The sequence below is a fragment of the Paraburkholderia sp. Ac-20342 genome, from assembly GCF_017104985.1.
Lineage (GTDB): Bacteria > Pseudomonadota > Gammaproteobacteria > Burkholderiales > Burkholderiaceae > Paraburkholderia.
Map to the genome: position 1 here is coordinate 1 of NZ_JAAGPQ010000006.1, position 15,066 is coordinate 15,066.

Below are 15,066 nucleotides of genomic sequence, written 5' to 3' on the forward strand. Positions count from 1 at the left end.
GATCGGCGACGTCGAGCACGCGCGTCGTGATCCGCAGCGGCGCGCCGACCACGTGCGGCGCGGCGGCCTGCGCGAGCGCGACCGTGGGGCCCATGAGCCCGCAGACCAGTGCGCCTACGATCCACCCGTTGTCATTTCTCATACAGCACTCCGTCCAGGGTCCATTGCCCCGCCTTGTACGACAGGGTCTCGACGCGCACGCCCGGTTCGTCGAGATACTTGATCAGGCTGTCCGGCGGCATCTCGCCGAGCGCTGCCGTCATGCGCCACGTCTGCCATGTCGGCGCCGCGGGCCCCGAGCCCGGATGCAGCTGGTTCAGCGTCTGCGCCGCGAGGCTCTTCGGCGGCGGGCCCTGCTGCGGCATGAACGTCAGATCGACGCCGAGCAGCTGGAACACCGACAGCATCCGCAAGCGCACGCCGTCGAAGCCGTCGATCGGATCGTCGCCGCCCGGCCGCAACGACAGCGGCTCGACGTAGCTGGCGTGATCGCCGCTCGTGTCGATCTGCGCGAGCGGCGCGGCGGCCATCAGCATCGCGACGTTCGAGTCGCCGCGCGACCAGCGATAGCTGACGTTCGACGACCTGCACGCATACTCGTCGAGTTGCCAGCCGCCCGGCGCGAGACTCGCGAAGTGATCGACGCAGGCGCGAATGAAATCGCCTGGCGTCGGCTGCACCGCCCACGGATGCGGCGGCTCCGTCGGCGCCGCCGGCTTTGGCGGATGCAGCCGCAATTGCGTGCGCATCCGCTCGAATGCCGCCTCGCGCTCCTGCTCGATCTGGTGGCGCCGGTACGCGATCCAGCCAGCCGCCACGCCACCGACCACGACGAGCGCGGCGGCAGCGATGGCGATCACGCGCCACGGCGGACGCCGCCCGACCCGCGTCAGGTTCAGCCAGCGCGGCAACAGCAGCCGGCCGCCGCGACGCGGCAGCAGTTCCTCGATGCTGCGGGCGTAGAAGTTGTGGAAGCCCTGCACCTCGATCTGCGGATCGCCGATCACGACGTTCCAGCCGCCGAGGCCGTAGTCTCCATGCAGCCGCTCGAACACTTCCTCGCTCGAACCGACCCAGTCGCCGTTCGGCAGAAACGCGCCGTCGCGCACCGCGAAATACACCCAGCGCCCGTCCGCCAGCCTGAACGCGCCGAGCCAGTTCGGCGCGGGCTGCTGGCGGCCATCGTAGAACGCGCCTTCGGTCGCGATCACCTTCGACACCAGCGCGCCGAGCGACGGCAGCCCGAGCTGCGCGCCTTCCCGCGTGCTCGCGAACCCCGCGCCCGCGAAGTTGCGGTCGATCCGCAGCACCATCGCGTCGAAGTTCAGGCGGCCCGCGAGCTCGACCGCCTCGGCGCGCAGCGCGTGCCGGCGGGACAACGATTGCCAGAACAGCCCGCAGACGAAGCGCTGACGGCCGATCTGAATGACTTGCGTCGCCATGAACGATCCCCGGCTGCGCGCGTCAGGCGCCGTTCGTCGTGACGGGCGACAGCAGGATCACGATGACCTGGCGCGAATGATCGGCGTTGAAGCCGCCGCCGAGCGCGTAGTTCGACGGCGTGCCGATGCCCTGCCGGTTGTTCTGGTCGTTGAGATCCTCGTAGCCGCTGAGGACGAGCGTCTGGCCCGACTTCACCGCGATCCGCTGCAGGAAGTTGCGCGTATCGACGGTCGGCAGCTGGATTGTCTGGCCACCGCTCGTGAACGAATCGAGCGTCACGAGCGACGAAATGTTCGAGTAGAACTGCATCATCACCGTACCGTCGTCGAGTACGTGCGGCAGCACCGTCAGATTGAAGCCGGTCGTGATCGTGCCCGGCGTCAGCGACACCTGGGTGCCGACGTTCAGCGTGGCGATCGACGACACCGACGCGAGGTAGCCCTTCTGCTCGGCCACTTGCACGGGCACCGGCTGGTCGTTCAGCGTGGTGATCGACGCCGAGGTCCTGCGATGCACCGTGCCCTGCGACGACAGCGCGCTGATCATCGCGTTCGTCGCGCTCGCGCGGCTCGATGGGCTGATCACCGTTGCGCTCAGCGAACTGGTCTGCACGAGACTGGAGAATCCGCTCACCATGTTGAACTTCGTGCCGAGCGTCTGGTACACCGCGTTCCAGTCGATCCCGTAGCTGTCGTTGGCCGACAGCGTGACCGACAGCACCGTCACGTTCAGCAGCACCTGCCGCGCGAGCACGCGGTTCTGCTGCTCCATGAACTCGCCGACGCGATCGAGCACCTCGGGCGTGTCGGTAACGGCGATCGAGCCCGTTGCCGGCGACGTGACGACGGAACCCGCCGGCGACAGCATCGACTTGATCGCGGTCTGCAGGCTCGTATAGACCGACAGTTGCGTGTTCATCTTGATGTTCGCGGTATTGTCGGACGACACTTCCGGCGACGACGTCGAAGCCGCCCCGCCGACACCACCGCCCGCGACTCCACCACCGCCCGCGCTGCCGCCGGCGACACCGCCATTGACGCCGCCGGTGTTGCTCGCGCCGCTGACGACGTTCGTGTCGAGCTTCGAGTCGCCGGGAATCGATACCACCTGGTAGACTCGCGTCGCCGTGTAGAAGAACACGATCGCGCCGTCTTCATACTTCCACGACACGCCGAAGCGCGCCGATGCCGCGTCGAGCAGCCCGCGCAGCGTGCCGGTGGGATAGACGATGTGGATGGGCTCGGGCAACGCGGCGAGCATCGCCTGCTGCGCGCCGGCGGGCGCCGGCGACGAGCCTTGCAGCATGCCGGGCGGTAGCGGCGGCACGCCCGGCGGCAGCGTGCTGCCGGCCGCGGCGCCCACCGACGACGCGCGCGCGGCGGCATCGTCGGCGCCGTGCGCGACCTTTGCCGGCACCCGCGCGAGACGCGACACGCGATCCGCGAAAGCGCGCAGCGAATCGACCGTGCCGTCGAAGCTGGCGGGCTCGTCGAACAGCTTCGGCAGCGTCGATTGAGCGGCGATCTTCATCGTCTTGCCGGACAGCCACAGCTGGTCCTTGACGATCACGTCGTCACCCGCGACCGCGCGGTTGTTGCCCGACGCGGTCTGGCCGAGCAGCTTGTCGGCCTGTCCGAGGTCGCTCCGCGTGCTGCGGTCGAGCTGCCCCATGAGCCCCGTGCATCCGCTTGCGAGTGCCACGCACGCGACAGCGGCTGCGACATGGAAATACAGCCTGCTCATGAATTCGCTCCCTTGGCGACGACACGCAATACCCGGTTGCGCGTATAGAGAACCACCTGTATCGGTACCTGCGACGACGACAGCGCATCGGTAACCTGACTCAGCGCCTCTTGCAGCGTGCCGTGGATCGTGGCCGTCGCATCGACGGCGAAATCGGTCGGCACGTCCCAGATGAACTGCCAGCCCGCCTCGTTCGCCCAGCGCGCGAGCGCGTTGCGGACCGAGCCGTCCGAGGTGCGCATCTGCCACTCCATCTGGCCGGCCGGCGGCGCGGCGGCGGCTTCGTCCGACGGTGTTGCGGCAAGCGGTGCGGATGCTGGTGTGGATGAGACGGCTACGGGCACGAGCGGCATTGCGGCGGGTTCCATCGGGATGGAGGTCGCCGCAACAGGTGTTGTCGTTACTATGTGTTTAGCATCATTTGTATTATACGTCGCGATCGATGATGCTGGACGCGACGGCACCGCAGCGGGTGCCTCGGCGACGACGGACTCCTGCACGCGCGGAATCGGCACGCCCGCATCGGCATCCGGTTTGCCGTTCGCATTCGCATCGGCACGGACCAGCGTCATCGGCCGTGCCGGCACAAGCGGCGCGACCGGCGGTGCCGATACCGGCGGCGTGGCCGATGCGGCAACGTTTGCCGCGAAATGAACAGGCGCGTTTTGCGGCGACCATTCGGCGGCGTCCGCATGCATCTCCGCCGCGCCGTGCGGCTTGCCGGCGTGGCGCGGGTCCTGCCCGACGGTCACGACGTGCAGATCGGTGTTCACCCGCGCCTGCAGCGACGGGTCCACCGAGAGGATGTCGCCGAGCGCGCGCACCACCGAGCCGGCACGCCAGCTGACGGGCTTATCGGCCCACTCGCCTGCGTTCGGCACCATCACGCTATAAGTACGCGGCACGATCTGTTCGAGCGCGCGCAGCATCGACACGTCATGGCCGCCCTGATGCACGACGTCGCCCATCCGTTCGCCGCCGTCGACGATTACCTGCGAGCCGGACGCATGGGCGATGCCGCACAGGAGCAATACGCCGCATGCCGATATTGCAATCCGCACGCCGAGTGCTCCATTCCACCGCTTCGATGCGACACGCAGACGCGCCGCATCGCGCGGGTGTCGATGGCATTCCGCTTTGATTGATGACACTGTGATTTCCACTCTAAGAGCATCGCGCCGATGACCGGCACGTGTCCTGTAATTCCGCTTGCCCCGATTTTCGCAATCCAGCCGAAAAAAATTGCGCGATGAAATAAAATTGAAATAAAAAGGGAAATCCAAAAATTCCTTGGGCGACGGGATCGGCTAGAGTCAGCAGTCTTGCATATCTTGCCGAATTCATATTGATTATTTTTTTATATCACAATGATTGGCATTCTTTATATCTCCTGAGAGAAAAGACCGTTGCCGTTTTCGGCATCATAGTATTACCAATACTATGAAAATCGCCATAAAATAAGGCATTAACAAATCGTATATCAATCATGCGAATATCGAATAGCCAGGGCTAATAAAAAAACAACCGTCCGATTCGGCGCCGGCCGAATTCCGGCCCGCGGGGCGGAACGTAACAGACCATCACAAACTCGCGTCGAAACCGGCTCGCGATGAAAAGATGCACTCACTGCTTCACGTCGCATCTCTTCTCCAATCATTGAGTCAGGAGCCCGCCATGTTCTCGACGGTCTACTTCGCAGCATCCTCCGCCCTCGCCTCGGACGACACGCCCTCGAACGTCGTCTCGAAGATTCTCGACGGCCATCTCATCGAGGCATCGCACGCCGCCGCTCAACTCGTGGACACCGATGCCGGCCACGCGCAACCCTCGCATGCGAACCTGCAGATCCACGGCGATCTCGAACTGGCGCTCGGCCGCCACGAGGAAGCCGAGGAAACCCATCGCCGCGCGCAGAAGGCGATTCGCCACGATCGCGACGGCCTGCGCATTGCCTCGTGCCGCAACACCGGCTGGCTGGCGTTCTTCCGCAACCAGTTCAACGTGGCGCTGAGCTGCTTCAAGCGCATCGGCGAGGAAAAGGCCGCGACGCCGCGCCAGCGTCTCGACGCGCTCGTCGGTGCGACGCTCGTGTCGTTTCATCTGGGCTGCGTGCGCTCCGCATGCGGCCGTCTCGCGAAGCTCGCCGAACTCGCCGCCGCGCACGACGATCGCCGCTGGATCTACGTGGTCGAGGCGATCCGCCGCGATCTGTTCGCGCAGCACGAGCTGCATGGCGCCGAGCGGCTCGCCGACCACATCTACTGGCGCTCGGTGCTGACCGAGTTCGATATCGCCGAAGCGCCGGTGCGCGGCAGCGCGCCGGAAGGCACGGCGCTGCCGCTGCTCGCCGGACGCCTCGCGCATCTGCGCCATCTGCTCTCGCTCGCCGAAGGCGGCGCGATCGGCGGCGACGAGTTGCACGAGCACCTGAACTGGAGCCGCAAGTCCGGGCTCGCCGACTACCACCGCAGCCTGTGCCTCGAAATCACGCTCGCGGCGATCGCCGGCCAGGTCCGGCCGCTCGCCGAATCGATGCTCGACGCCTCGGGCGCGGCCGCATCGCAAGGCACGCAGCACGCGCGCTGGTATCTCGACTATCTGTACTGCCGCGCGAAGGTGATGCAGCAGCAGATGCGCACGCAGGAGTTCTCGCACTACTACGGCCGCTACGCGCTCGCATCGATCCAGCACGTGCGCACCGATAACCAGTCCATGTCGGGCGCGCCGGCCGACGCGGCGAAGGCCGACCGCGCCGCACCGCGTTCCGACGACGTCAGCGCGCGGCTGCCGGCGAAGTACCGCCGCGCGTACCGCTACCTGATGGACAACCTCGACCAGAAGGATCTGTCGGTCCGCGAAGTCGCGTCGCACATCGGCGTGACCGAGCGCGCGATCCAGGCCGCGTTCAAGAACCATCTCGGACTGTCGCCGAGCGAACTGATCCGCCGCCAGCGGATGGAGCGAATCCGCGACGACCTGCTCGACGACGACACGCCGGTCACGCGCGTGCTCGACGTCGCGCACAAGTGGGGCGTGCGTCATCGCTCGACGCTGATCAACGGCTACCGCCGCGTGTTCGAGGAAGCGCCGTCGCAAACGATGGGCCGCTGATTTCCGTCCGCACGTCCGCGTGCGGCGACGACGACAACGCCGACCGGCCCAGCGCGACACGCGCATGAGCGGTCGGCGTTTCGTTTCGGCGGGCTGGGCGCGATGCCCGCGCCGTGTCATTCCCATGGCGATATTTCCGTCGTCCTGCTCGCCGTGCCCCGCCTCTTTCCTGTCATCCCCGATCCGGAATCCCACCATGTTCAAACCACCTCGTGCGCTGCAACTGGCGCTCCTTTCTGTCCTCGCCTCGAGCCCCGAAGCGCGGGCCGCGCCCGACTGCTTCGCGTCCGCCGCGTCGTACCAGCACGTCAGCCCGCTCGTGCTGCGCGCAATCGCGTGGCAGGAATCGCACGGCAAGGCCACGGCGATCCATCGCAACACGAACGGCTCGACCGACTATGGAATGATGCAGATCAATTCCGTCCATCTGCCGACGCTCGCGCACTACGGCGTCTCGCAGCAGGACCTGATGAACCCGTGTTCGAGCGTCTACGTCGCCGCGTGGCGGCTGCACAAGATGATGGTCAAGTACGGCAACACCTGGGCGGCGGTCGGCGCCTATCACTCGGAAACACCGGCCGAGCGCGATCGCTACGCGCACTCGATCAAATCGCTCGTCTTGCGCCTGTCGAACGTGCCGCCGGCGCTGGACGAATGAGGCCGAGCGAGGCGCGTGCCGCGGCGTTCGTGCCGTGGCCGTACGACGCGAATCGGACCGAATGCTTCGTATCGCGAAGCATTCGTCTTTGTGGAAGCCGATAGGTATCGATGCGGCGATCGATGACGGCGTAGCAAAGCGGATTGGCAAATACAACGATGCGCGGCGCGATGCACGACGTACAGGGAATTCGACGGCGCGATCCGGCGACGTAAACCAGAAAACCCGCAGGCGCTGCCTGCGGGCCATGATTTCGCGAATCGGGTGTTCGGCAACGGCGATGGTGGTGAATTCGGGCCATGCGGCCCGAGCACCACCTTCGCTTATTGCCCCTTCGCCGCGTCCTTGATGTTGTTGACGCCGGCATTCGCGACCGATGCAAGCGCGCCCGTCAGCGCCTGGCTCTGCTGGATCAGCGCCGCGTTGAGCGTATTTTCGTTGTTGATACGGGCCATCTCCGTCTGCTGCTTCAGCATTTCATGCTGCTGCTGTTTCATCTGGTTGAGCTGGCCGCCGGCTATGCCCGTGCTGAAGGGCGTAGGCGAGATCATGTTCGCCGCGAAGTCGAGTGCCGGAGCGAACGGCAGCGGCGCATGCTGGGCGAACGTATGAAACGCGTCGCTCGCCATTTCCGTGCCCATATCGCGTGCCCGCTGGCCCATGTCGTGCATGACCTGCGGCTCTTTGGACATATTGAGGAACGGGTTGTTGAGCGGCCGACGCCCCGTCGGTGCGCTACCCATGCCACCCTGACCATCGTCGATCCCCCCCTGCCGCGGACGCGGGCCGAGACCGCTGAGCCCATCCATCTGCGCATTGCTTCCCCGCCGGGGCGGCACTGGAGGCGGTGTGCGTTTTTGTCCCGGAACTTCCCGGGTGGTAGGGAGATGGCTAAATGAATCGCCAGCGCCTTTAACTGTAGCTACCATGATTCGGCTCCTTCTGTGAAATTACGAGATCCGTCACCGTCGATCAGGAAGCGATGACCAGGCTATACGGCTTCCGCACCCCACCTACGCGGAGCGCATCGGGAAATGCCTCTGAAGAGTAGGCGTTTCGTCGCGAACGCCACTCTCCCGACGCGACGTCGCGAACAAAATTGCGAAGCCGGTATGCACCGCGCTTCGCATCCGCCGGTTTCCTCGCGCGCCGCAATCGCCTGCTTCGCCTATTCGCAGCCAACTTCGTGTCGCCCAGGTCCGGTCAGCCGATCGGCCCTACAGTCGTCGATACCGGAGGCCGATGAGGTTCGGTCACGCAACCGGCACATTGCGATACGGAGATGAGCATGTCCACGACGGCAATTCAGGGGAGCGTGTCCCCCTTCATGACCGACCTCGGCGGGGTCGGCGGCACGGATAACAGTCAGCTCGAACAGTTCCTCGAAGCACTGATCCAGGAACTGCAGCAGATCCTCATGCAGATGAACGGCGGTTCGGACGACTCGGGCAGCGGCCCGAGCGGCATCGGATCGACGCCGCCTGCGTCGATGCCCCAGCCGCAGTCCTTCGCGCCACCGCCGACGGGTGGCGGCGGCAGTGGCGGTGGCGGCGGTGGCCCATCGGGCAGCGGCGCCACGCCGGCGGTCGGAGCACCTTCGAGCGGTGGCGGTGGTGGCGGCAGTAGCAGCGGCGGCAGCGTGCCGAACGTGTCGGGCGGCAGCGCCGCACAGGCGATCACGCAAAACCTCGAACAGACCTTCGGCCTGACGGCAACGCAGGCCGCCGGCGTGCTCGGCAATCTGCAACAGGAAAGCGGCCTGCAAGGCAACGTCAACCAGGGCGGCGCGACGGGCGCCCCGTCGAGCAACTTCGCGGACGACAACAACAACGGCTGGGGTCTCGCCCAGTGGGGCGGTCCGCGCAAGCAGGGCGAAATCGACTACGCGCAGCAGCACGGTCTCGATCCGGGCAGCCTGCAAGCCAACCTCGGCTTCATGGACCAGGAACTGAAGACCGACTACAGCAAGACGATCACGGACATCAAGGGCACGTCCACGGCCGAACAGGCGGCGCTCGTCTGGGACAAGGACTACGAACAGGCAACCGATCCGGAAATGTCGAACCGCAACAAGTACGCCGAGGAGTTCCTGAGCCAGGGGCTCTAAAGCCGGTCACGTACTCCGGGTTGTCCAGCCCGGATTCACCCCGCCCGATTCGTCGAGGCGGGATTTTTTCGTGCTCCGAATAATATGAGCCGGATGGCCGGGGCGGTTGCCGCATTCCTCAACCGCCCCACGCTCGTTCAACGATTTATCTGCGTGAACCGGTAAGTCCTGTTTTTCTCCGCTCCGCTTCCGCTCACACCGTCAAAACGGAACTTCGCACCGGGGAGCGTCAGCCACTGCAGTTTTTTGTCGTTATCGCCCCTGTGACCATACAGGTCTCGCGCATCGACGGGAATGCCCTTCTTCAGCGTGATTTCCATTCGATAACCGTCATCGCCACGACGCTCGCCACCGACGAAGACAACGCCCGGCTCCGTGTATTCGCGCCCCTTGACCAGTTGATCCGGATGCTTTGCACCGCCAGGAAAGACCGTGGCATAGCGCTCGCGACTCGTCTCAGACTCAGCGTGGGCTCGCGCAAGACTCTCGACGATCTGCGCACATTCGATCAGCGTTTTTTTGGTCTCGATCCCATCCTTCGGGGCTCGCATCGCGTCCTGATAGCGGGAATATCCAGGCTCAATCAGTTTCGCGACGACCTTTTCGTCATCGGTCATGTTTCGCTCGTCGGCCCGGATCACATGGCGTTTCCTCATCTGGGTATCGAACATCTGCTTGATACGGGCATAGTTGCTCCTCCCTCTCTATGCGCCGCGCGGTGGTCTGTTCCGGTCGGCGTCGAGGGCTGCGTGTCCTGATGCCGAGCGTATGCAGGGGAGCCGGATTGGATTCGCATGGATACCTTGAATTCGATGTTGACGACAACCTAGTCTGCAGACCCAATCCGCATCGATCGCCGGAACTTACGAATATCGATGCCATGGCGCGAAGCAATCGCACGAGCGTCGCCGCCAGATTCGCGGCCGACGACAACAGTTCGGATGACGGACGCGGCGCGACGCGCCGGACGGCTACGCTGAGAGGTCATGCCGTATTCGTCCATCGCTGCCTTCGAGGAGCATCCACCATGCGATTCGCATTTGCCGGCTTCGACCGCTGGCGCGTCGTCTTCGATACCTTCGTCGCGGCCGGCTGGGAGCCGGTCGCGCTCTACACGATTCCCGTCGACAACCAGACCGAATTCAACAGCGAGATGGTCGAGCGCGCGGCCAAACTGCGCATTCCCGCGCGGCTGTCGCGAATCGACGACGACGATCTGCGCTGGCTTGCATCGCAAGGTTGCGATGCGCTCGTCGTCTCCGGCTACGACTGGCGCATCCCCGACTGGCGCGGGCACCTGCGCTACGCAATGAACTTCCATCCGTCGCCGCTGCCCGAAGGCCGCGGGCCGTACCCGGTGATGCGCGCGATCCTCGACGACCGGCGCGCATGGGGCATCAGCTGCCATCGCCTCGACGCCGAGTTCGACGCCGGCAACGTGCTCGCGGCCGAGACCTTCCCGCTCGATGCCGACGAATGGCACGAGGCGCTGCAGCTGAAGCTGCAGATGGCGGCCGGCCGCCTCGCGTCGCGGGTCGCGCGCGACTTCGAGCGGCTCTGGCACGACAGCCGGCCGCAGCAGCACAGCAGCTACTGGCCGAAGCTCGAGGAAAGCGAGCGCACGCTCGACTTCACACGGCCCGTCGCGGATGCGATGCGTATCGTGCGCGCGCTCGGCCAGGTCGAATGCCTCGCGCCGCTGTTCGGCACGAAGGTCCACGTACGGCGCGCGATGGCGTGGCAAGCGGCGCACGACTACCCGCCGGGACAGATCGTCCATCAGTACCATCGCTGGATCGTGGTCGCCGTGGCCGACGGCTTCGTCGCATTGCTCGAATGGAGCCCGTTCAGCGCGGCGGCGCGGCTTCAGATGCGCGGCTAGGTCCGCTTCTTTGCCGCTGGCCATTGGCCGCGGCGCATGAACGCAAAAACGCTCGGGATGCCGGTGACGGCCCCGAGCGTTTCCGTTTTCATTTCCATGATGCCGTTCCCGTTGCCGCTTCCGTCTTTGCGCGCGGCGCGGCGGTGCCGCGTCATGCGATGCCCTGCCCGATCGTGCCGGATGCCGAGAGTGCCGCAAATGCCGCGAATGCCAGATACCGGCACACGGCGCCGAAGCGGAAAAGCAATACGGCCGCACCGCCCGTTCGGGCGATGCGGCCGTATCTCGTGATCCGGGTTGGGCGACCGGTCGCCGGCCGCCGGTCGGCGTCGCTTACTGCGTGCTCACACCGAGGATGCTGCTGGTGTTGATGCCGGTCAGGTGCTCGAACGCGATCGTGCCGCGCGTCTTGCCCGGGGTCAGCACATCGTCGCCGCCGAGCGCGTTCTTCAGCGCGTTGCGTGCGTCGCTGTTGATCTTGCCACCGCCGTGCTGGTTCGCGGTCTGCTGCAGCTGCGAGCCGAGCGCCGAGCCCGTTCCCGTGCTGATCTTGCCCGAGCTGATCGAGTTCGCGAGTACGTGCGTCGCGGTGTTGCCGTCGCCGTGGGACAGCGCGCTCTCGAACGCCTGGAAGCCGGCCGGGTCCTGCTGGCTGAACGCCGACAGCGCCTGGCTTTCGCCCGCCTGCTGCAGCGGCTTGCCGTCGGCGGTGAGGTCGCCCGAGGTGCCCGCTTGCGGCGGCATCGAATACGCAGGCGGCTGTGCCATCATTCCGCCCATCTGCGGCTGCACCGGGTACCCCATACCGCCCGAGGCCATCGGGACACCACCTGCCTGCGGCGACACCGGATACCCCATCCCGCCCGAAGCCATCGGGACGCCGCCCGTCTGCGGCGGCATCGCATACGCGGGAGCCGCCGCGCCCGTGCCGCCGGCCGGCACGTTACCGGCCTGGCCGAGGCCGCCCTGGGCCGCCCACCGGAAGTTGCTGGCGGCCGACTTGCCGTCGGTGCCCGCCACGTCGTGCGTTTCGATCTGCTGGTAGACGCTCGGGTTCGCCATCATGTACTGCGCCGCCTGCTGGACCATCGGCGGCGTGCTGCCGTTCGCGTTCGTCGCGAGCTGGTACATCGCGTCCGGATCGGTCGCGCCGATGTTGTTCTGGTCCATGTACGACGCGAGCACGCCCGATGCGTTCTGCGCCGTCATCCCACCCGTGGCCGGCTGGGCGCCACCCATCGTCGACGGCATCGCGCCGCCCGTTTGCGCCGGCATCGCACCGCCGGTCGTCGGCGCCGCACCGTTCGGCGTCATGGCCGACGGCATGGCCGGCATCGACGGCGCCGCGCCGGAACCGGCGTTCTGCATCTGCTGCAGCATCTGGCTCAGTTCCTGGATCAGGTCCTGAATCAACGTTTGCTGGTCGCCACCGCCGTTCGCCGCCTGCTGCTTCAGGGCGTTCAGATAGAGAGTCGGATCGGTCGGGTAATTCTGAAACGTGGTGTTCGAAATCATGATGTTTTCTGCCTGTGAGGTGAGGTCAAGAAGGTTTTACGATTACTTCCCAGCGAATCCAGTCTATGAGCGCGATTTCGGTTTCTCGCTCTCCGGTGCGAACATCGCGCTGGAAATGCGAACTGACTCGCGGCACGCGACGACGCGGGTTTACGCACGAACCCACGACATCCCGGCCGAGAACCCGGCGGTATCCTGTCCTGCTGAAGCCGTCTGACTGACGGCAGGCTCGGGTGTCGGTTCGGGTGCGGCGCGCAGGTCGGATTTCGCCGCGCGTTCGAGCAGCCGGAAGCCGATGCGCGCCGCGTCCGGGCTCTCGCGCTGCTCCGCGGCCATGCGCGCGTAGCTGTGCCACAGCGGGTCTTCGAGGCCGAACAGGCAGAGCGCCATCAGCGCCGCGTGCAGCCCGGAGCGCTTGATCTGCTCGTCCTCGTCTTCCAGCACGCGGCGCGCGTCCATCCATTTCTGCCGCCGCACGTAGCGCCACGCGGCCACCGTGCCGACGCCCGACCACTTCGGCCGCAACACGCGAATGGCATCGAGCAGATCCTCGAAGTCCGATTCATTGTCGAGTTGCGACGCCGTCCACAATACTTTCGTGAGGCCGCTGGCTACGTCGTCCCTGCATCCTGTGTCAGTCACGATTTCCTCGTTTGCTTGGAGTGCTGTAATCAAAAAGTGCGCGTCGACGACGCGCGGCCGTCGAGTGCATTGCGGCCGGATTCACGCTCGTACCGCAGGGACATCCCCTTGACGCCGAGTTTCCGGCATCCGCCGCGCCATCGTGCTTCCGATGCGAACGAATCGATCGCGGGGCGAAGATGGCGGCGCGGGTTGCCGGGTGGACGGCCGGCCACGGCGATGCCGGCAAGTTCGCGTTGTCGGCCGATACTTCGCGCGGGTTATCCGGTCGTCGAAAAGGACTGCATAACGTTGTGCCATATGCCTTGTATCGGACAAGGCCATCAATCAAATACGGAGACACCATGGACAACGGCATCGGCTCGCCGCGGCGGCACAGCACTCCCTACCCCGGCAGTTCGGCGACCGGCGGCGAGAAGCCGTCCCAAACGAATGCATCCCGAGCAGCGGCCGCGACCCGCTCCCGGCCGTCGTCGATGCCGGCTGCCCTCGATACGCTGTCGACGCTCACGGCCCGGCCTCGCCCGGGCGCCGCGCCCCTCGACGCCGCGCCGGCGATCCCGCGCAGCACGCCTGTCGCGGCGGCCCGCGAAGCAGCGCCGGTGGACGCAGCCACGCCCGGCTCGCGACAACTGCACACGCTCCTCGCCGGCTATTTCGCGCCGCACCGGAAGAACGGCAACGACGCCATGATCGACAGGCTGGTCGAGAACCGCGCACGGCAACTGGACGAGATGGGCGAGACGGCCGAATCGGTCGCGGCGGTCTTCACGAAGGCGAGCCGCATGGACGCGCTCGCGCGAACCGCGTCGGGCTTCCTCGGCTCGGTGCCGTTCGGCGCCGCGACGCTGGTCGAGGACGCCGCGCCGGTACTGACCGCGTTCGCGAAGACGCCGTTCGAGAACGGCGCGATGGGCGGCGTCGTGTCCCAGGCGTTCGACTCCGCCGGCGAACGGCTGCTGCGCAACGCGCTCTCGGATACGCAGTGGCTGTCCGCGCCGTCCGACCCGCCCGCCGGCCACCCTGCCGCCGCTGACGATGCCAACGCCAACGCCGATGCCGAACGCGCCGCGGTGATGCGGGACATGAAGACGAACAGCGCGCCGAGCCCGCTGCGGGCGCACGTCGAAGCAGGCGTCGCGATCCAGACGTTCAGCCTGCGCAACCTCGCGCGCACGGCGACCGATGTGGCGCTCACGCATTTCAGGGGGGCGCCGCTCGCGGCCCGCGTCGATCTGTGGATGTCGGCGGTCGGCTCTCCGATGGCGGGCGGCGCCAACGCGCTGGCGAAACACTGGCTGGACCAACAGCACCACCGCGTCGGCCCCGAATACCTGCTCGCGCGCGCGGACTGGCGCGATCAGTACCAGAGCCTGAAGCAGGCGACGTGGTCCGGCGCGGCAGCGAACGGGCTCGGCCGGCTCGCGCGGATTCCGCTCGACGTCGCGACGAGTGCGACGAGCGCCGCGCAATCGCTGCTGGACCCCGCCAATCTTGCGAAAGGCGCGGTGCTCGGCGGCGGCTTCGGCGCGGTCAGCGCCGCCGTCACCGCGGCGGCGAAGCTCGCCGCGCAACACGGCCTGTCGCCAACCGCCACGGCCGCGATCAGGCAGGGTGTGCAGACGGCGACGTCCGCCGCCGTGTTTCCGGCGTTGACCTCGGCGGCTATCTCGGCGGACGGACTCGCGAAGCAGGCGGGTGCGGCCATCGACGCGGTCGGCGGGGCGCTCGGCGGCGGCGTGTCGAGCGTCGCGAACGCGGTGCTGACGGGCATCGGCCACGCCGGCGGCACTGCCGCGCAAACGTTACACAGCGTGCCGGGCACGCTCGACACCATGGTGAACGGCGCAAGCGATGCCGTCACGAGCCTGCGCCGGCGCGCTGCGCCGCAACGCGGCACCTCGCTGTCGGCGGCCGAGGACGCAGTCTGACGGGACACGCATTCGTCAGTACGCGAGGCGGGGC

13 protein-coding genes are annotated in these 15,066 nt (G+C 66.5%); 5 read left to right on the forward strand and 8 right to left on the reverse strand.

Features of this window, described 5'->3' with window-relative positions:
- Window positions 1-131: 131 nt before the first annotated feature.
- From pilO2 to G3N58_RS03740, 3 genes are read right to left on the reverse strand one after another with little or no spacing between them, the layout of a single operon-like run.
- Complete coding sequence (gene pilO2, locus G3N58_RS03730) at window positions 132-1,442, reverse strand: type 4b pilus protein PilO2 (RefSeq protein WP_167044116.1); 1,311 nt, start codon at window positions 1,440-1,442, stop codon at window positions 132-134.
- Between the two features lie 22 nt (window positions 1,443-1,464).
- Window positions 1,465-3,186: a PilN family type IVB pilus formation outer membrane protein gene (locus G3N58_RS03735; protein WP_167044119.1), complete on the reverse strand. Its 1,722-nt coding sequence runs from the start codon at window positions 3,184-3,186 to the stop codon at window positions 1,465-1,467.
- Window positions 3,183-4,337 carry a TcpQ domain-containing protein gene (locus G3N58_RS03740; RefSeq protein WP_346778234.1) on the reverse strand — a complete coding sequence of 385 codons (1,155 nt, stop codon included), beginning with the start codon at window positions 4,335-4,337 and terminating at the stop codon, window positions 3,183-3,185. The genes G3N58_RS03735 and G3N58_RS03740 overlap by 4 nt, the downstream gene beginning before the upstream one ends.
- A 523-nt stretch (window positions 4,338-4,860) precedes the next feature.
- Here G3N58_RS03740 and G3N58_RS03745 point away from each other — a divergent pair.
- Complete coding sequence (locus tag G3N58_RS03745; protein WP_167044121.1) at window positions 4,861-6,297, forward strand: helix-turn-helix transcriptional regulator; 1,437 nt, start codon at window positions 4,861-4,863, stop codon at window positions 6,295-6,297.
- Window positions 6,298-6,493: 196 nt separating this feature from the next.
- Window positions 6,494-6,955: a lytic transglycosylase domain-containing protein gene (locus G3N58_RS03750; RefSeq protein ID WP_205193005.1), complete on the forward strand. Its 462-nt coding sequence runs from the start codon at window positions 6,494-6,496 to the stop codon at window positions 6,953-6,955.
- Window positions 6,956-7,278: 323 nt separating this feature from the next.
- Here the strand turns inward: G3N58_RS03750 and G3N58_RS03755 are convergent, their stop codons facing one another.
- A complete protein-coding gene (locus tag G3N58_RS03755) occupies window positions 7,279-7,764 on the reverse strand; it encodes a hypothetical protein (protein WP_167044002.1) in 486 nt (161 codons plus the stop codon).
- 479 nt (window positions 7,765-8,243) lie between these two features.
- Here G3N58_RS03755 and G3N58_RS03760 point away from each other — a divergent pair, with 479 nt between their 5' ends.
- Window positions 8,244-9,062 carry a phage tail tip lysozyme gene (locus G3N58_RS03760; RefSeq protein ID WP_167044126.1) on the forward strand — a complete coding sequence of 273 codons (819 nt, stop codon included), beginning with the start codon at window positions 8,244-8,246 and terminating at the stop codon, window positions 9,060-9,062.
- A 137-nt stretch (window positions 9,063-9,199) separates the two neighbouring features.
- On the opposite strand, the gene G3N58_RS03765 is transcribed toward G3N58_RS03760, so the two are convergent.
- Window positions 9,200-9,679, reverse strand: a complete 480-nt coding sequence (locus G3N58_RS03765; protein WP_167044128.1) for a hypothetical protein — start codon at window positions 9,677-9,679, stop codon at window positions 9,200-9,202.
- 410 nt (window positions 9,680-10,089) lie between these two features.
- On the opposite strand from G3N58_RS03765, the gene G3N58_RS03770 reads away from it, so the two are divergent.
- On the forward strand, window positions 10,090-10,944 hold the full coding sequence (locus tag G3N58_RS03770; protein ID WP_167044131.1) for a formyltransferase family protein: 855 nt from the start codon (window positions 10,090-10,092) through the stop codon (window positions 10,942-10,944).
- On the opposite strand, the gene G3N58_RS03775 is transcribed toward G3N58_RS03770, so the two are convergent.
- From G3N58_RS03775 to G3N58_RS03785, 3 genes are all read right to left on the reverse strand, one after another.
- On the reverse strand, window positions 10,941-11,099 hold the full coding sequence (locus tag G3N58_RS03775) for a hypothetical protein (RefSeq protein ID WP_167283324.1): 159 nt from the start codon (window positions 11,097-11,099) through the stop codon (window positions 10,941-10,943). The two genes, G3N58_RS03770 and G3N58_RS03775, sit on opposite strands and share 4 nt — an antisense overlap.
- A gap of 178 nt (window positions 11,100-11,277) precedes the next feature.
- Entirely contained in the window at window positions 11,278-12,459 is a 1,182-nt protein-coding gene (locus G3N58_RS03780) for a hypothetical protein (RefSeq protein ID WP_167283323.1), read from the reverse strand.
- Between the two features lie 150 nt (window positions 12,460-12,609).
- A complete protein-coding gene (locus tag G3N58_RS03785) occupies window positions 12,610-13,101 on the reverse strand; it encodes an HrpB1 family type III secretion system apparatus protein (RefSeq protein ID WP_167044136.1) in 492 nt (163 codons plus the stop codon).
- Window positions 13,102-13,445: 344 nt separating this feature from the next.
- On the opposite strand from G3N58_RS03785, the gene G3N58_RS03790 reads away from it, so the two are divergent.
- Window positions 13,446-15,032, forward strand: a complete 1,587-nt coding sequence (locus G3N58_RS03790; protein WP_167044138.1) for a hypothetical protein — start codon at window positions 13,446-13,448, stop codon at window positions 15,030-15,032.
- Window positions 15,033-15,066 lie beyond the last annotated feature (34 nt).